This window comes from Dactylosporangium sp. NPDC000555 (genome assembly GCF_040300025.1).
Taxonomy (GTDB): Bacteria; Actinomycetota; Actinomycetes; order Mycobacteriales; family Micromonosporaceae; genus Dactylosporangium.
This window is the reverse complement of record NZ_JBEPDB010000022.1, coordinates 61,770-78,694: the sequence shown is the minus strand read 5'-3', so window position 1 is coordinate 78,694 and position 16,925 is coordinate 61,770. Positions and strand designations below refer to the sequence as shown.

At 72.1% G+C, this 16,925-nt stretch carries 17 protein-coding genes and 1 tRNA gene; 8 read left to right on the top strand and 10 right to left on the bottom strand.

What is annotated here, in order from left to right; all coding sequences use genetic code 11:
* Nucleotides 1-137: 137 nt before the first annotated feature.
* Both ABT297_RS16475 and ABT297_RS16470 read right to left on the bottom strand, forming a co-directional pair.
* A complete protein-coding gene (locus tag ABT297_RS16475) occupies nt 138-1,526 on the bottom strand; it encodes an amidase (RefSeq protein WP_350549693.1) in 1,389 nt (462 codons plus the stop codon).
* A gap of 43 nt (nt 1,527-1,569) precedes the next feature.
* Complete coding sequence (locus ABT297_RS16470; protein WP_350549690.1) at nt 1,570-2,709, bottom strand: cystathionine gamma-synthase; 1,140 nt, start codon at nt 2,707-2,709, stop codon at nt 1,570-1,572.
* A 34-nt stretch (nt 2,710-2,743) separates the two neighbouring features.
* Between ABT297_RS16470 and ABT297_RS16465 the strand changes: the two genes are divergently transcribed.
* From ABT297_RS16465 to ABT297_RS16455, 3 genes are all read left to right on the top strand, one after another.
* Complete coding sequence (locus ABT297_RS16465) at nt 2,744-3,160, top strand: HIT family protein (RefSeq protein WP_350549687.1); 417 nt, start codon at nt 2,744-2,746, stop codon at nt 3,158-3,160.
* A gap of 81 nt (nt 3,161-3,241) precedes the next feature.
* Nucleotides 3,242-3,913 (top strand): peptide-methionine (S)-S-oxide reductase MsrA, encoded by a 672-nt coding sequence (gene msrA, locus ABT297_RS16460; RefSeq protein WP_350549685.1) that lies wholly within the window; start codon nt 3,242-3,244, stop codon nt 3,911-3,913.
* A gap of 120 nt (nt 3,914-4,033) precedes the next feature.
* Nucleotides 4,034-4,561, top strand: a complete 528-nt coding sequence (locus ABT297_RS16455) for a hypothetical protein (RefSeq protein WP_350549682.1) — start codon at nt 4,034-4,036, stop codon at nt 4,559-4,561.
* A 260-nt stretch (nt 4,562-4,821) separates the two neighbouring features.
* Here ABT297_RS16455 and ABT297_RS16450 read toward each other — a convergent pair whose 3' ends face one another.
* The gene (locus ABT297_RS16450) at nt 4,822-5,097 is read right to left on the bottom strand and encodes a hypothetical protein (RefSeq protein WP_350549679.1); all 276 of its coding nucleotides are present in this window, start codon (nt 5,095-5,097) and stop codon (nt 4,822-4,824) included.
* Nucleotides 5,098-5,295: 198 nt separating this feature from the next.
* Between ABT297_RS16450 and ABT297_RS16445 the strand changes: the two genes are divergently transcribed.
* Together ABT297_RS16445 and ABT297_RS16440 are read left to right on the top strand one after the other, a co-directional pair.
* Nucleotides 5,296-6,969, top strand: coding sequence for an aminotransferase class V-fold PLP-dependent enzyme (locus ABT297_RS16445; protein ID WP_350549677.1), 1,674 nt, complete (start codon nt 5,296-5,298; stop codon nt 6,967-6,969).
* A 54-nt stretch (nt 6,970-7,023) separates the two neighbouring features.
* The gene (locus ABT297_RS16440; RefSeq protein ID WP_350549675.1) at nt 7,024-7,953 is read left to right on the top strand and encodes a S1C family serine protease; all 930 of its coding nucleotides are present in this window, start codon (nt 7,024-7,026) and stop codon (nt 7,951-7,953) included.
* Between the two features lie 72 nt (nt 7,954-8,025).
* Here the strand turns inward: ABT297_RS16440 and ABT297_RS16435 are convergent, their stop codons facing one another.
* From ABT297_RS16435 to ABT297_RS16420, 4 genes are all read right to left on the bottom strand, one after another.
* Nucleotides 8,026-9,273 carry an acetyl-CoA C-acetyltransferase gene (locus ABT297_RS16435; RefSeq protein WP_350549672.1) on the bottom strand — a complete coding sequence of 416 codons (1,248 nt, stop codon included), beginning with the start codon at nt 9,271-9,273 and terminating at the stop codon, nt 8,026-8,028.
* 112 nt (nt 9,274-9,385) lie between these two features.
* A complete protein-coding gene (locus ABT297_RS16430; RefSeq protein ID WP_350549669.1) occupies nt 9,386-10,168 on the bottom strand; it encodes an SGNH/GDSL hydrolase family protein in 783 nt (260 codons plus the stop codon).
* A 102-nt stretch (nt 10,169-10,270) separates the two neighbouring features.
* Nucleotides 10,271-11,338, bottom strand: coding sequence for an SGNH/GDSL hydrolase family protein (locus ABT297_RS16425; RefSeq protein ID WP_502885578.1), 1,068 nt, complete (start codon nt 11,336-11,338; stop codon nt 10,271-10,273).
* A gap of 95 nt (nt 11,339-11,433) precedes the next feature.
* On the bottom strand, nt 11,434-11,847 hold the full coding sequence (locus tag ABT297_RS16420; RefSeq protein ID WP_350549666.1) for a PPOX class F420-dependent oxidoreductase: 414 nt from the start codon (nt 11,845-11,847) through the stop codon (nt 11,434-11,436).
* Between the two features lie 100 nt (nt 11,848-11,947).
* Between ABT297_RS16420 and ABT297_RS16415 the strand changes: the two genes are divergently transcribed.
* Together ABT297_RS16415 and ABT297_RS16410 are read left to right on the top strand one after the other, a co-directional pair.
* A complete protein-coding gene (locus ABT297_RS16415) occupies nt 11,948-12,289 on the top strand; it encodes a YkvA family protein (protein ID WP_350549664.1) in 342 nt (113 codons plus the stop codon).
* Between the two features lie 9 nt (nt 12,290-12,298).
* Nucleotides 12,299-13,663 (top strand): cystathionine beta-synthase, encoded by a 1,365-nt coding sequence (locus tag ABT297_RS16410; protein WP_350549661.1) that lies wholly within the window; start codon nt 12,299-12,301, stop codon nt 13,661-13,663.
* Nucleotides 13,664-13,693: 30 nt separating this feature from the next.
* On the opposite strand, the gene ABT297_RS16405 is transcribed toward ABT297_RS16410, so the two are convergent.
* The 3 genes from ABT297_RS16405 to ABT297_RS16395 form a co-directional block, all read right to left on the bottom strand.
* Complete coding sequence (locus ABT297_RS16405; RefSeq protein WP_350549658.1) at nt 13,694-14,014, bottom strand: hypothetical protein; 321 nt, start codon at nt 14,012-14,014, stop codon at nt 13,694-13,696.
* The gene (locus ABT297_RS16400) at nt 14,014-14,799 is read right to left on the bottom strand and encodes a Bax inhibitor-1/YccA family protein (RefSeq protein ID WP_350549655.1); all 786 of its coding nucleotides are present in this window, start codon (nt 14,797-14,799) and stop codon (nt 14,014-14,016) included. Before ABT297_RS16400 ends, ABT297_RS16405 begins: the two co-directional genes overlap by 1 nt.
* Before the next feature lie 117 nt (nt 14,800-14,916).
* A tRNA-Leu gene (locus ABT297_RS16395) sits at nt 14,917-14,997 on the bottom strand.
* Between the two features lie 76 nt (nt 14,998-15,073).
* Between ABT297_RS16395 and ABT297_RS16390 the strand changes: the two genes are divergently transcribed.
* A complete protein-coding gene (locus ABT297_RS16390; protein WP_350549653.1) occupies nt 15,074-16,921 on the top strand; it encodes a hypothetical protein in 1,848 nt (615 codons plus the stop codon).
* The last annotated feature ends 4 nt before the right edge of the window (nt 16,922-16,925 follow it).

The window sequence follows — 16,925 nt, the reverse complement described above, 5'->3', positions numbered from 1 at the left end:
CCGATCGTGCCACCATCCCCGGGAATCGTCAGAGGCGCCGGCGGCATCGCAGCGCCGCTCTCGATCGGGGTCCCGCGGCCGGGCCACCCGGTCGTACCGCGCGCTCGTCACCCGGCGACCAGCAGCGATCGCCCCGATCAGCGGCGCCGGGCCGCCGTCCTCGGCCAGCCCGGCGCGTGCCGCCGCCAGGGCGCGGCCTGTTCGAGCTGGCCGGCGAGGGCGAGCAGCAGCAGCTCCGAGCCCGGCTGGCCGACCAGTTGCACGGCGACCGGCAGCCCGTCGTCGCGCACCCCGGCCGGGATCACCAGGGCCGGAAAGCCGGCGAAGTTCCACGGCGCCGCATACGGCGCGTAACGCATGTTGGACACCATGTTGGCCGCCCACGAGCGGCCCGACCAGCGGTCCGCGACCGGCGGCGGGCCGGCCAGCGCCGGGGTCACCAGCACGTCGTAGCCGCCGTCGCTGAACCAGTTACGGCACCGCTCCCGCCAGGCCGCCCGGTCGCCCTCGCGGACCAGGCCGCGGCGCAGCGCCGCCTCGCCGAGCGCCACATGACGCCGGGTGCGCGGCTGCAGCGCCTCGCGATCGAGGCCGGCGGCGTCGAGGCTCGCCCCGCCGAACCAGGTGGCGAGCACCCGGGCGGCCAGCGCCGGCGGGTACACCGGGTCGGCCCGCACCGCGCTGTGCCCGTGCGCCAGCAGCAGCCGCACGGCGTCGCTGAGCCCCCTGCGCGCGCCGGCGTCCGGGAACACGCCGGTGACCGGGCTGCGCAGCGAGACGGCCACGCGCAGCGGGCCCGGCGGGGTGAGGGCCCGGGGGGCATGCCCGGCGAGCACCGCATACCCGAGGTGCGCGTCGGCGACGGTGGTGGCCAGGATGCCGTTCTCGGCCATGCCGTACCAGTCGTTGGCGCCGATCCCGGCCGGCACCGCGCCCAGGCCGGGCTTGAGCCCGACGAGCCCGCAGCAGGCGGCGGGGATGCGGATCGAGCCGAGCCCGTCGTTGCCGTGAGCGATCGGCACGAGGCCGGCGGCGACCGCGGCGGCCGACCCGCCCGACGAGCCACCGGGCGTGCGGTCGGTCCGCCACGGGTTGCGGGCGATGCCGCCTGCGTCGTCGGTGCTCGCCCAGGTGCCCAGCTCCGGCATCCGCGTCACGCCGACCACGACCGCGCCGGCGCCGCGCAGCCGCCGCACCACCTCGTGGTCGCGGTCGGCGACCGGCCGCCGGGCCGCGGCCGAGCCGTTCCAGGTCGCCACCCCGGTGACCTGGACGTTCTCCTTGACCGCGACCGGGACGCCGGCGAGGGCCAGGTTGCCCAGCCCGGGCTGGTCGTCGACGATCTCCGCCTCGGCGATCGCCTCGCCGGCGCGCACTTCGCGGAACGCGCCGAGGATCCGGTCGTACGCCCGGATGGAGTCGAGATGGTCGGCCAGAACCGCGGTCGCGGAGGTGTCGCCGCGCCGGACCGCGCGGGCGATCTCCCTGGCCGTGGCGCCTACCCAGGTCGTGGAGCGCTGCAGCATGCCGAACACCCTTCCGTACCCATTGGCGGTGCGGTCAAGTGTGTCAACGAGCGAGCGCGTACTCCAGATCGGCCAGAAGATCGTCGATCGTCTCGATGCCGACGGACAGCCGGACGAGGTCGGCCGGCACCTCCAGCGGGCTGCCGGCGGCGCTCGCGTGGGTCATCCGGCCCGGGTGCTCGATCAGCGACTCGACGCCGCCGAGCGACTCCCCCAGCACGAACAGCCGGGCCCGGTCGCAGATCGCCACCGCGTGCGCCTCGCTGTGCGCGCGGAAGCTGACCATGCCGCCGAACCGCTTCATCTGCTTGGCGGCGGTCTCGTGGCCCGGGTGCTCCGGCAGGCCCGGGTACAGCACCTGGGCCACCGCCTTGCTGCGCTGCAGGAACTCGACCACCTTCTCGGCGTTGTCGCAGTGGCGGTCCATGCGCACGCCGAGCGTCTTGATCCCGCGCAGGGTGAGCCAGGCGTCGAACGGGCCGTTGATCGCGCCCATCGCGTTCTGGTGGTACGCCAGCTCGCCGAGCAGCTGCTCGTCGGTGCCGACGAGCGCGCCGCCGACGACGTCGGAGTGGCCGCCGAGGTACTTCGTGGTCGAGTGCACGACCAGGTCCGCGCCAAGGTGCAGGGGCTGCTGCAGGTACGGCGAGGCGAACGTGTTGTCCACCACGAGCAGCGCGCCGCGGTCGTGCGCGACCTGGGCCAGGGCGGCGATGTCGGCGATGCCGAGCAGCGGGTTGGTGGGCGTCTCGACCCACACGATCCGGGTGCGGTCGGTGATCGCGGCGCGCACCGCGTCGACGCTGTGGATCGACGCGGCGGCCCAGGTCAGGCCCCAGCGCTCGGCGACCTTGGAAAACAGCCGATAGGTGCCGCCGTAGGCATCGTCCGGGATGACGACGTGGTCGCCGGGGCGGCACACGGCGCGCAGCAGGGTGTCCTCGGCGGCGAGGCCGGAGGCGAAGGTCAGCGCGCGACGACCGCCCTCGAGCGCGGCGAGGCACTCCTGCAGGGCGTCGCGGGTCGGATTGGCGGTGCGGCTGTACTCGTACCCCCGCCGCGGGCTGCCGACGGCGTCCTGCGCGTAAGTGCTCGTCTGGAAGATCGGCGGCACGACCGCGCCGGTGGCCGGATCCGGCTCCTGGCCGGCGTGGATGGCGAGCGTCTCGAAGCCGTGGGTCATGATGTCGACCCTAACGGCGGATAGTCTGGCGAGCGTGTCGGACTGCCTGTTCTGCTCGATCGCGTCGGGCGATACGCCCGGCTTCGTGGTGGCGTCGACCCCGGACGCCGCCGCGTTCCTCGACATCCGCCCCGTCTTCAAGGGCCACGTGCTCGTGGTGCCGAAGACGCACGTCGTCACGCTGACCGACCTCGACCCGGCCGAGATCCCGGCGTACTTCGGCTTCGTCCAGCGCATCGCCCGCGCGGTCGAGACGGGCCTGTCGGCGGGCGGCTCGTTCGTGGCGATCAACAACCGCGTGTCGCAGAGCGTCGCTCACCTCCACACGCACGTCGTGCCCCGCACCAAGGGCGACGGGCTGAAGGGCTTTTTCTGGCCGCGCACGAAATACGAGTCCGACCAGGAAGCGTTGTCCTTCGCGGAGAAGATCTCGGCCGTAATGACCTCTTAAGGCATCAGGGCCGATTTCGCGGCAAACTTGAGTCCAAGCACCTCAAGTTTTGAGGCCAGCCCAGTTTCTGAGGAGCGGATCGTGTTCCTGCGCCACACCAAGCAGCTTGACCTGCCGACCGCCGAGTCGGCCATCCCCGGACGCGACACCGAGATGCCCGTCGCCGCGAAGCACACCGTCCTCGGCACCCCGCTGCGCGGCCCCTGGCCGGCCGGGCTGGAGGTCGCCTACTTCGGCATGGGTTGCTTCTGGGGCGCGGAGCGCATCTTCTGGCGCATCCCGGGCGTGTACTCGACCGCGGCCGGATACCAGGGCGGTTTCACGAAGCACCCGACGTACGAGGAGACCTGCTCCGGCCGGACGGGCCACACCGAGGCGGTGCAGGTGGTCTACGACCCGGCGAAGGTGTCGTACGAGCAACTGTTGAAGGCGTTCTGGGAGAACCACGACCCGACGCAGGGCATGCGCCAGGGCAACGACATCGGCACGCAGTACCGCTCGGCCATCTACACCACCACTCCGGCGCAGGCCACGGCGGCCGCGGCGGCGCGCGAGGCCTTCGCCCCCGTGGTGCGCGCCACGGGCCGCGGCGAGATCACCACGGAGATCGCGCCGGCGGGCCCGTTCTACTACGCCGAGGACTATCACCAGCAGTACCTGTCGGACTCGAAGAACCCGGACGGCTACTGCAACCACGGCCCCAACGGCATGACCTGCCCGATCGGGGTGGCCCGGGTACCGGACCCCCACTAGCCTGGCTGCGTGCCGAGGCCAGACGAAACGCCGCGGAGATTCAACCGCCACCTCCTTCCTCTCCTGGGAGGAGGTGGCGCGATCGCCTGGCTGGCGGTAGCGTGCGTCGAGGCAATCGACGTGCCGAATGTATTCCTGCTCGTGTTCGTCGTCCCCCTGTTCGAGTTGGCGTTGTGGCTCGCCGCGGCCGCCCTGACCGTGGTCGCGATCGCTGGGTTCAAGGGTTCGACGGTGGTACGGGTGGTCGCCGCGGCCGGACTGCTGGCGGCGACGATCCAGTTCAACAACTGGTCGGTCTTCGAACCGCGCTCGTACTACTGGTCCCACCGGTGGGCCTTCGCGGCCGTCGCCGATGGGGTTCGCCACGGCACGATCGGGGCGTCCGACGCCTACTACGGCGAGCTGTTACCCCGGACTCTGCGCGATCTGTCGACCGACGGCCGGGCCTCGGCGATCGGCCGGTACAGCGGCCGGCCGGTCGTGTTCCTACCCGAATACCTCGGTATCCCCGACGACGCGGCGGGCTATGTCTTCTACGAGGGCGTTCTACCCGCCGACTTCACGCTCGACCTCTATGGCGCCCGGGCCTCACTCAACGGTGCGGACAACCTGGGCGACGGATGGTGGTATGCCCGCCCCGGCGACTGACCCGACCATGGGCTGGCGTCCGGTAGCTCATTGGGGTTTTGGCAGGCGAGGGCACTACATCGCGATATATGCGGGGGAACCACGAGAAGTGCCCTCGCCTGCCGGGTAGACCCGCCCGTTCCCTGGGGAGGACGCCTGGCCGGAGGCGTTCGGAGCCGGCGGAGGCATGCCGGCAACCGTTTCCAGGCGGGTCTATGTGTCGCGGGACTGCGTTGCGCTGGCGGGGCGCGCCGAAGTCTCCGCTTGAATCAACGATCGTGTCAGAGGAAGGTTCCCCGGTTGCCCGCGGCGCGGTGCCAACCGCCCCGCGAGGCGCTCGGCCGGCCGAGGTCGATGCGCCAGTCGGGCATGGTCCGGAGGCTGTACAGGTCGTGGCGAGCCGTCCAGGCCTCGTTCCACGGCCGGCGAGACGCCTCGGCGGCGTTCTCCGCCAGGCGGCGCGGCGCGCAGGGCCACTCGCGCCCGCACCAGAGGCACTGGCCCGCCGTGTCGGACTCGCTGTGCCGACTCAGGATCTGCGTGGCGTCCCGCCACAACAGTCGATCGACGACGTCTGTTGGCTCGGACTGGTCAACACCGACCAACTTTCCCCTACCCCCAGTCTCCATGAAGCTTCCTGAGCACCTCCGGACGAAACGTTAAACAGTCAGGGGGCAGGTGGGAGCGGACAAGCAGTGCGACATTCTCGCGACCACACGAAAGAGGTCGGCGTGGCGGCCGGGATAATGACCGCCATGGAGAGCCCCCTCTTGCAGCGGATCCGTGCCGCCGTCATCGGAGACGACCAGGTGATGTGGGGGCCGTTCGGCGCTCGCCGCGTCACGTATGCGGACTACACCGCCTCGGGGCGGGCGCTGGACTTCATCGAGCGGTTCATCCGCGACGAGGTGCTGCCGCGGTACGCCAACACGCACACGGAGTCGTCCGGCACCGGCCTGCAGACAACGCGCCTGCGCGAGGACGCGCGGCAGATCGTCAACGGGGCCGTCGGGGGCGACGCGGAGACGGTCGTGATCTTCACCGGCTCGGGCTCGACCGCGGCGATCGACAAGATCGTGCACATCCTGGGCCTGCGGGTGCCGGCCGGGCTCGACGACCGCTACGACCTGTCCGCGCACATCCCGCCGGCCGATCGCCCGGTCGTGTTCATCGGGCCGTTCGAGCATCACTCCAACGAGTTGCCGTGGCGCGAGTCCATCGCGGACGTGGTTGTCATCCCCGAGGATCACAACGGCCACATCGACCTGGAGCGGCTGCGCGCTGAACTCGCGCGGCACGCCGACCGGCCGCTGAAGATCGGATCGTTCTCGGCGGCCTCCAACGTGACCGGGATCGTCAGCGACACGCACGCGATCTCGGCGCTGCTGCACGAGCACGGCGCGCTGTCGTTCTGGGACTTCGCGGCCGCCGCGCCGTACGTCGATGTCGCGATGTACGGGCCCGGGCCGGGCGAGTACAAGGACGCGGTGTTCATCTCGCCGCACAAGTTCGTCGGCGGGCCGGGCACCCCGGGCGTGCTCGTGGTACGCCGCGAACTGCTCACCAACCGGGTGCCGACGGTGCCCGGCGGCGGCACGGTCGACTACGTCAACCCGACCGAGCACCACTACATCGCCGATCCCGCGCACCGCGAGGAGGGCGGCACCCCCGCCATCGTCGAGTCGATCCGCGCCGGCCTGGTGTTCCAGCTCAAGCAGGCCGTCGGCACGCCGACCATCCGGGCCCTGGAGGAGCACTTCCTGCGCGAGGCGATCGCCTCGTGGCGGATCAACCCCAGCATCGAGATTCTGGGCAACCTGGACGCCTCGCGCCTGTCGATCGTGTCGTTCGTCATCAAAAGACCCGGGGGCCGGTACCTCCACCACAACTTCGTCGTCTCGCTGCTGAACGACCTGTTCGGCATCCAGTCGCGCGGCGGCTGCTCGTGCGCGGGACCCTACGGGCACCGGCTGCTGGGCATCGACATCGAGCGCTCGCACCGCTTCGAGCAGGAGATCATCGCCGGCTGCGAGGGCATCAAGCCGGGCTGGGTGCGGGTCAGCTTCAACTACTTCATCTCCGCCGCGGTGTTCGAGTACATCATCGAGGCGGTACACCTCGTGGCCACCCACGGGTGGGCGCTGCTGCCGCAGTACCGCTTCGACCCCTACACCGGCCTGTGGCGCCACCGCGACGGGGTGGTCGAGCCGCCGCTGCGCCTGTCGGAGCTTCGCTACGACGCCGACGGGGTGCTGACCTGGCCGGCCAGGCACGAACGGGCCCCCGAGTCGGATTTGTCCGATTACCTGCGGTATGCACGGGAGCTGTTCGAGAGTCTGCCGATCGACGAACAGCCCGAGGGCGTCGTTTCGCCCAACTTCGAGGCTTTACGGTGGTTCGATCTGCCGGCGGTATCGCTGTTGGCGTAACCGAGCGGGCATGGTGCGGGCATGCGACGCCGGCGGGGGCGCGTTCTCCTGATCATGGACCCAGAAACCGACGCGCTCGACGCGTACAGCCGGGTCGTCTCCACCGTGGCGGCCTCCCTGCTGCCGAGTGTGGCCAGCCTGACCGTGCGCAGCCGGCGCGGTGAGGGTGCCGGCTCGGCCGTCGTCTACAACCCGGACGGCTTCGTCCTCACCTCCGCCCACGTGGTCGCCGGCGCCGACGGCGGCGTGGCCGAGTTCACCAACGGCACGCAGTCCAGGTTCGACGTGGTCGGCGCCGACCCGCTGTCCGACCTGGCGGTGCTGCGCATCCGCGAGACCGGCGTGCCGCCCGCACCCCTCGGCAACGCCGACGACCTGCGCATCGGCCAGCTGGTCGTGGCCGTGGGCAACCCGCTTGGCCTGGCCGGCTCGGTCACCGCGGGCGTGGTCAGTGCCCTGGGCCGCTCGCTGCCGGTGCGCGACGGCCGGCACGCCCGCCTGATCGACGACGTGATCCAGACCGACGCCGCGCTCAACCCGGGCAACTCCGGCGGGGCGCTCGCCGACTCGGCCGGCCGGGTGGTGGGGGTCAACACCGCGGTGGCCGGCATCGGGCTGGGCCTCGCGGTGCCGATCAACAGCACGACCAGGCTCATCGTGTCGGAGCTCATGTCGACGGGCCGGGTGCGCCGGGCCTGGCTCGGCGTCGCGGGCGCGACGGTGCCGCTCCCCCAGCCACTGGCGCAGCGCCTGGGGCAGTCGAAGGGGCTGCGCCTGGCCGAGGTGGTCCCGGGCAGCCCGGCGGGCCAGGCCGGCCTCTACGTGGGCGACGTCGTGCTGTCCGCGGGCGGCTGGCCGATCACGGGCGTACAGGACGTGCTCCGGCTGATGCTCGGCCCGGCGATCGGCACGCGGCTGCCGATCACGGTGCTGCGCAAGGACGCCCTCGTCGACGTGGTGGCGATCCCTGCCCCGCTGGACTGACCCGCGCCGGCGGGCGGCACGGACGGCAGAGGGTCCGGACGCGCGAGCGTCCGGACCCCCGCGGCTCGTCGATCAGGAGAGGCGTTCCAGGACCATGGCCATGCCCTGGCCGCCGCCCACGCACATCGTCTCGAGGCCGATCGACTTGTCGTGCCAGCTCAGCGAGTTGATCAGCGTGCCGGTGATGCGGGCGCCGGTCATGCCGAAGGGGTGGCCCACCGCGATCGCGCCGCCGTTGACGTTGAGCTTCTCCAGGGGCACGCCCAGCCGGCGGTACGACGGGATGACCTGTGCGGCGAACGCCTCGTTGATCTCGACCAGGTCCACGTCGTCGATGGTCATGCCGGCTCGCGCGAGCGCGCTGCGCGACGCCTCGACCGGGCCGATGCCCATGATCTCCGGGGACATCGCGGTGACGCCGGTGGAGACGATGCGGGCCAGCGGGGTGATGCCGAGCTCGCGGGCCCGGGTGTCGCTCATGATCACGACCGCGGCGGCGCCGTCGTTGAGCGGGCAGCAGTTGCCGGCGGTGACCCGCCCGTCGGGGCGGAACACCGGCTTGAGACCGGCCACCGCCTCGTATGTCACACCCGGGCGCGGACCGTCGTCGGCCGAGACCACGTCGCCCGACGGGGTGGTGACCGGGGTGATCTCGCGGGCCCAGAAGCCGCTCTTGATGGCCCCCTGGGCCAGGTTCTGCGACCGTACGCCGAACTCGTCCATGTCCTGCCGCGTCACGCCCTCGATCTCGGCGAGGTTCTCGGCGGTCTGACCCATCGCGATGTAGATGTCCGGCAGCTCGCCGTCCTCGCGCGGGTCGTGCCACGTCTCGGCGCCGCCCTCCGCGCGCTTGGTGGTGCGGGCGTACGCACCGGCGAAGGCCGGATTCTGCCACGCCCCGCCGACCGCGGCCTGCGCCTCGGCGGGCAGGGCGTCGGAGTTGCCTCGGGCGTATCGGGAGACGCACTCGACGCCGGCCGAGATGAAGACGTCGCCCTCGCCGGCCTTGATGGCGTGGAAGGCCATGCGGGTGGTCTGCAGCGAGGAGGCGCAGTATCGCGTGGTCGTCGCGCCCGGCAGGTGGTCGAACCCGAGCAGGGTGCTCACCACGCGGGCGATGTTGAAGCCCTGCTCGCCACCCGGAAGGCCGCACCCCAGGTAGAGGTCCTCAATCTCGCGCGGGTCGAGCTGGGGGACCTTGTCGAGCGCGGCGCGGACGATGGTGGCGGCGAGATCATCGGGGCGGAGGTCGCGCAACGATCCCTTTGCGGCACGGCCGATCGGGGACCGGGCGGTGGAAACGATGACAGCTTCCGGCATACCCCAGAATCTACCGGAGGGTAACCGCGCGAGCCCGGCCAGAATTGTCACACGCGGCGAAAAATCCGACCCGGACCAAACGTGCGAGCGGCGCCACAGCGAGCTACGGCGGCTACACGCCGCGACGCACCGCGCCGGCCTCCTCGACGGCGGGCAGCAGCGCGTGCGCCCAGACGCGGTATCCGTCCGCCGACGGATGGAACCCGTCGGCGCACAGCGTGCCCGCGTCCGCCCGGAACACCGCGCCCGTGCGCGCGCCAAGGTCCACGACAACCGCACCGGCGGCGCCCGCGGCGGCGGCCTGCAGGCGAGCCATCCGGCGGCTGCGCAGGCCGAGCAACTGGCGCAGCGGCAGGGCGAAGGCGCGCAGGGCGCCGAAGTCGGGGCATGTGCCGACGACCACGGGGATGCCGGCGTCGCCCAGCCGGCGGCAGGCCGTGCCCAGGTGATCGGCGGCATCGGCGGCCCGGCCCAGGTGGGTGACGTCGTTGGTCCCGACGAGCACGAGCGCGACGTCGGGGGCCGGGCCGACCAGCGCCCGGGCCACCTGCGCGGCCAGGTCGGAGGAGCGGGAGCCGGCTACGGCGACGCTGGACAGCTCCACCCGGCGGCCCGCGGAGCCCTCCGTCAGCAGGGCTGCGAGCTGGCCACCGACGGTGTCGGCCACGCGGTCGACGCCGACGCCGAGCGCGGAGGCGTCGCCGAGCAGGACCAGGCGCATGGGGGGCTTGCCGACGGCGCCGATCGACGAGCGCATCGCCAGTCGCATATCGGGCTTGGCGTAGTTGCGGGTGCGTGCGGCGACCGCCTGTGCGGCGAGCACCGCGGCCCCACCTACAGTGCCGGCGATCACGGTCACCGTAGCGACCTTGGCGAGGCGCTTGACGAGGCGCACGCCGTCACCTCCGTTCCGGGCGAGTCAGGGGCATGACCGGACGAAATACGAGAGTAACGGGCGAATTCGCAGGCCGCGCCCGACGTGGAAAGGTCGGAGCCGTCATGCCGCCTCCGCCGTGCGGTCGGGGGTGCGCTGCGCCAAGTCTGGCTCGGTGAGGCTTCGCGCCGACCGATCCGGACCAGGCGCGTCCTGCTGCGGCAGGCGATGCCATACCCGGTGCCGCAGCTGCGCCCAGCGGCCCGCCGGACCACTGTCGCGGCCCGCCACCTGCACGGCGCTGACCTCGGTGCCGGGCCGGTGGGCGGCCTCCGCCGCGGCCTGCGGCAGCGCGCGCACGCCCTCGCCGGCGCTCAGCGCCGCGATCGGGGCCTGTGCGGGCTCGGTCAGGGCGGCGACGACGGTCGGCAGCACGGCCTGGGCGGCGGCGAGGTAGCCGGCGCCGGAGGGGTGGAACCGGTCGAAACTGAACATGCGGTCGGGCTCGGCGTAGAACAGCTCCCCCAGCAGGTCTCCGAGCGACACCGTGCGGCCGCCCGCCTCGACCACGGCGATCGTCTGCGCGGTCGCCATCTGCCGGCTCCACCGCCGGGCCAGCCAGCGCAGCGGCGGCTGGATCGGCCGGATCGTGCCCAGGTCGGGGCAGGTGCCGACGACCACCTCGACGCCGGCCGCGCGCAGCGCGCGCACCGCGTCGACGAGATGTTGCACCGCGATCGGCACACGGACGCGGTGCGTCACGTCGTTGCCGCCGACGCAGATGACGGCGATGTCGGGCTGCTGGCGCAAGGCCACCTCGACCTGCGGCGGAAGGCCCTTCGACTCCGCGCCGACGACGGCCACGCAGCGCATCCGGACCGGCTGCTGCCGCTGCTCGGCGAGGCCAGCCGCGACCGCCGCGGCGAACGTCTCGCTGGGGTGCTCCGCGCCGTATCCCGCGGCCGAGGAGTCGCCGAGCACCACCAGGCGAATCGGCTCGCCGCCGAAGTGAGCGCCGTAGAGCCCGTCCGCGCGCGGCGGCGGGCTGACCACTTGCGGAATCGTCTTGCGAGCCATCAGCGCCTGCCCGAGCACCAGCCCGTAGAACAACGCGCTCGCACCGGCGACACCCCCGCCACCGACCGCCGCCGCCGTGGCAATCCGCCGTGCCCGCTCCGACTGCAGTTTCACCGCCCCCGCCCTTCCATGCCCTAGGCCCTCGCGAACCCGAGGCTAACCTCCGCCCTCCAAGTATTCGTCGCTATTCGTCCTGATCCCGATGGTCCTCATCCCGACCGATCGGGGCCCGCCCGCGTCAACGCGACACGGATCAGCACCCGCTGGTCCCGCAACATGGCCGCCCGGTAGTCGTCCCAGTCGGGATGCTCCCCGCCGGTTGCCCTCCGGTAGTAGTCGACCAGACCCTCCACACTCTGCGGCGGCGGAACGATCTCGGCCTCGCCCTCGACCTGGATCCAGCGGCCGAAGAAGCCGTCCGGCAGCACGCACAGCGCCGCCCACGGGTCTCGCCGCAGGTTGCGCACCTTGAAGGCGGGCACCCTGCTGCTGATCACCACCCGCCCGTCGGCATCCACCACGGCCAGCACCGGCGACATCTGCACGCCGCCGTCAGCGCGCCGGGTGGCCAGCACGGCGTGGTGCTGCTCGGCGATCACGGCCCGGGCCTCATCGAGATCCATGTCGTCATTCTTACCCCGGCACATGGTGACCGACACCGTTACATTCGTAGCCAAGGGAGAGAGGGCGATCACCATGGCGGACAGTGCGCTGCGACGGCGGATGGCATGGACTGCACTGCTACGGGTGTTCCGGCCCGACACACCCGGCCTCGGCCGGCGACTGGCCGCACTGCCTCGCATGATCAAGGCGACCCTGAAGCGCGAGTACGACGGCGGCTCGCGCCTGCTGATGCTCGCCGCGGCCGGTGTCTACATCATCTCCCCGATCGACGCCGTTCCCGAAGCGTTCCTGCTGGTCTTCGGCCTGGTGGACGACCTGGCCATGGCCGGATACTTCGCCGGCGCGCTCATGGACGAACTGGAGCGCTTCCTGGAGTGGGAGAAGCTGCGCGACAACGTCGTCCAGGGACACGTCGTCGGGCAGTCCGGCCGCTCCCGATAGGCTGGCGACGTGCGCTACTACGACAACGTCGTCGAGTTGGTGGGCAACACGCCCCTGGTCCGGCTCCGCAACGTCACCGCCGGCATCTCCGCCACCGTCCTGGCGAAGGTGGAGTATCTCAACCCGGGCGGCAGCGTGAAGGACCGCATAGCGCTGCGCATGGTCGAGGAGGCCGAGAAGGCCGGCCTGCTGCGGGCGGGCGGCACGATCGTCGAGCCGACCTCCGGCAACACCGGCGTGGGACTGGCGCTGGTCGCCCAGCTCAAGGGGTACCGCTGCGTCTTCGTGTGCCCCGACAAGGTGAGCGAGGACAAGCAGAACGTGCTGCGCGCCTACGGCGCCGAGGTCGTGGTCTGCCCGACCTCCGTCGCCCCGGAGGACCCGCGCTCGTACTACAACGTCTCCGACCGCCTGGCCCGGGAGATCCCCGGCGCCTGGAAGCCCGACCAGTACGCCAACCCGGCGAACCCGCGCTCCCACTACGAGACCACCGGCCCCGAGGTGTGGCAGCAGACCGAGGGTCAGGTCACCCACTTCGTGGCGGGCGTCGGCACCGGCGGCACGATCTCCGGCGTCGGGAAGTACCTCAAGGAGGCCTCCGAGGGCCGCGTGCGCATCATCGGCGCGGACCCGGAGGGATCGGTGTATTCGGGCGGCACCGGCCGGCCCTACCTCGTCGAGGGCGTGGGCGAGGACTTCTGGCCGACCACGTACGACCGGGACATCTGCGACGAGATCGTCGAGGTCTCCGACAAGGAGTCGTTCGAGCTCACCCGCCGCCTGGCGCGCGAGGAGGGGCTCCTCGTCGGCGGCTCGTGCGGCATGGCCGTGGCCGCAGCGCTGCAGGTGGCCCGCGAGGCCGGCCCCGACGCCGTCGTGGTGGTCCTGCTGCCGGACGGCGGCCGGGGATACCTCTCCAAGATCTTCAACGACACCTGGATGGCCCGCTACGGCTTCCTGCGCACCGCCGCCGAGACGCCGACCGTCGCCGACGTGCTGATCGGCAAGGACGGTCAGATCCCGGGCATGGTGCACATCCACCCGAACGAGACGGTCCGCGACGCGATCGACTACATGCGCGAATACGGCGTGTCCCAGCTGCCGGTGCTCAAGGCCGAGCCGCCCGTCGTCACCGGCGAGGTCGCGGGCTCGATCGCGGAGCGCGACCTGCTCGACGCGCTGTTCTCCGGCCAGGCCCACCTGCACGACATCGTCGAGCGCCACATGTCGGCGCCGCTGCCGATGATCGGCGGCGGGCAGCCGGTGAGCGAGGCGGTGGCCCTCCTGGAGAAGGCCGACGCCGCCGTGGTGCTGATCGACGGCAAGCCGGCCGGCGTCCTCACCCGCCAGGACCTGCTGACGCATCTGACCTGACCGGGCGACAGCGCGCGAAGGCGCGGGAGGCTACGCGAAGGCGCCGCGGAGAGCGTTGACGCGCTCCGCGGCGTCGGCTTGCACCGCCGGCGGCGCGTAGCGGCGCAGATCCGCCGCTACCACCTGAAGCTGGTCGGGCAGGGCCAGGTCGTTGTCGAGGCGGGGCACCGATAGCACCGGACGCCCCTCCGCCTCGGCACACCGGTCGGCCATCCACTGGACGAGGTCGTGCATGAGTGCCGCCCGGCTCGCCCCCGGCACGCTGGACGCCGCCCATCGGGGCGGCGTCCAGTGCGAGACCTGGCCGACCAGCTTGCGCACGGCGGCGCCGAGCTGATCTTCGTCGGGCATCAGCGTCGTAGGTAGCTCAGCAGGCGCAGGATCTCGTAGTACAGGAAGATCAGGCCCACCAGGATGCCGAACGCGCAGTACCACGCGTATTTCTCCGGCAGCCCGTAATGCGTGCCCTGCTCGATGGCGTCGAAGTCGAGGATGAACGTCAGCGCGCCGACGCCGATCACCACGAGGCTGAACACGATCGGCAGCCAGCTCACCTTGCCGTCGACGCTGTACTCCCGCAGGCCCAGGTTGAGCCCGAACAGGTAGAACAGCCAGTTGGCGAAGCTCAGCACCACGACGCCGATCAGGGCGCCGATGACGAACTTCGTGAACCGGGGCGTGGCCCGCAGCACCCGGAGCTTGTAGAGCACCGCCATGATGGCGAAGATGCCGAAGGTCCCGATCACCGCCTGGATGACGATGCCGGAATACCAGCTCTCGAAGGCGCGGCTGATCACGCCGAGCGCGATGCCCTGCAGAGCCGCGTAGGGAATGATCACGGCCGGGCTGGTGACCCGGCGGAATGAGATGACCAGGCCGAGGACGAGCCCGGCGATGCCGGCCATGGCGGCTGCGAAGAAGGTCACGCCGCTGCTGGCCGGCAGCAGCACCCAGGCGGCGGCGCCGACGACGCCGGTGATGGCAAGCAGCGCCACTGTGCGGACGACGACGTCGTCCATGGTCATGGCGCGCGACGGGGTCTGCTCGCCGGGGTAGCCGGGGCCATACCCGGTCTCGTACCGGGAAGCCCGAGCCGCCTCGCCAAGGCGGGTGAGCACCGGGTTGGAACTCTGCACGATCGGCCTCCATGGGCGTCGCATTCACGTGTACGACCAGGGTACCGCGTGCGGGCGTGTTGGAAACGCCGACCGTACAGCGCAACGTGCCGGTCGGCGCGAGAATGCCGAAAATCGTGCCCGGGGCGGGGTTCGAACCCGCACGCCTCGCGGCAGCCGCTTTTAAGGCGGCCGTGTCTGCCGTTCCACCACCCGGGCGTGGAAACGCGTCTCACGGTAGCCCGTCCGACGAACCATCAACACCGACAAGGGGACGGCCGTTACTGTCATCCGGGTGACCAGCGCCCGGCGGACCGACGAGGAGGTGACTGCGCCGGTCGAGCAGGCAACACCGGCCGGTCCGCCGATGCGCTCGCGGCGCCCATGGGCTAAGGACGCGGCCGCGTGCCTGTCGCTGGCGCTGGCCGGGGCCCTGGTGACCCGTGGGCTGTGGCCGGACCCGGCGGGGCGGATGCTGTCGCTCAACCCCGGCGACCAGGCCCTCGACGAGTGGTTCCTCGCCTACGCCACCCGAGCGTATCGCGGCGACTTCGCCCTCGTGACCGGTGCGCTGAACGCGCCCGAGGGCATCAACGTCCTGGCCAACGCCTCGCTGGTCGGGATCGGACTGCTGTTCGCGCCGCTGACCCTCGCGCTGGGCGCGCCGGTGACCTTCGCCGTGGTGACCGGGTTCAACCTGGCCGCCAACGGCGCCGGGTGGTATTTCCTGTTCGCCCGCGCCTTGCGCATGCACCGGCTGGCGGCGCTCGTCGGCGGCGCGTTCTGCGGCTTCGCGCCGGGCATGGTCAGCCAGTCCAACGCCCACCCGCACATGACGGCGGCCTGGCTGGTGCCCCCGATGGCGTGGTGCGTCGTGTCGCTGGCCAGGACGACCGGCAGCGGTGCGCGGCGCCGCGCGGCACGCCTGGGGCTGCTGCTGGGCACCCTGGCCACCGCGCAGTTCTTCCTCGGCGAGGAAGTGCTGTTCCTCACCGCGCTGACGCTGGGACTGTCCTGCCTGGCGTTCGCCGCGACCGCGCGGCCGGCGCCCGGTCCGGGTCGAGACCGCGAAGCCGCATCGAGCCGGACCGGGTTCAGCCCGCGCGCGGTGCTGCCGGCGCTCGGCATCGGCCTGGGCGTCGCCGGCGGGGTCGCCGGGCTGCTGCTGGCCTACCCGCTGTGGGTGCAGTTCCGCGGCCCCCAGAGCGCGCATGGCGGCGTGTTCGCCCCGGCCTTCTACTCGGCGGACCTGCACAGCTTCGCGTCCGTCTCGCCGCTGTCGCTGGCCGGTGGTGAAGGCGCGGCGCGGCTGGCGAGCGGGCCCGCCGAGTACACCACCTTCTTCGGCGCCCCGGTGCTCATTGTGGTGCTCGGCGCGACGCTGTGGATGTGGCGGCGCCCGGCCGTAGTGGCGTGCACGGTGGTGTCGATCGTGCTGTTCGCGCTGTCGCTCGGGCCCCGCATCGTGGTCGGGCACCAGCGGACCGAGCAGTGGGGGCCCTACGCGCTACTGGCGCGACTGCCGGTGTTCGAGTGGGCGCTGCCGGCCCGGTTCGCGCTGGCCGCGATACCGCTGCTCGCGTTCGTGCTGGCGCAGGCCGTGCACACCGCGCTGACCCAGACCGAGACGCTGCGGCTGCTGGTGCCGGTCGCGGTCGTGGCCGCGCTCGTCCCGCTGGTGCCGGGGCCGCTGCCGACCGCGCCGCGGGAACCGGTGCCGCGGTTCTTCACGGAGGGCTACTGGCAGGGGTTCGCGCCGCGCGACGGGACGATCGTGCCCGTGCCGCTGCCGGACGCGCACGACCCGCAGGCGATGCGCTGGGCGGCGGCCACCAGCGTCGCGTTCGCCACGCCGCAGGGCTGGTTCATCGGCCCGTACGGCCCCGACGGTCGCGCCGCGGTCGGGATCTACCCGCGGCCGACGGCGCAGCTACTTCACCGGGCGGCGGCCAACGACAGCGCGCCGCCGCTCACCGACGACGACCGCGTCGCGCTGCACCGGGACATCGCCTACTGGCACGCGTCCTGCTTCGTGCTCGCCGACGGCCGGCCGGGCGCCGAGGCGCTGCGGAGCACCCTCGACGCCCTGCTCGGCCCGGGCGAGCACGTCGCCGACGTGTGGGTCTGGCGCGCCCGCGCCTGAGAGC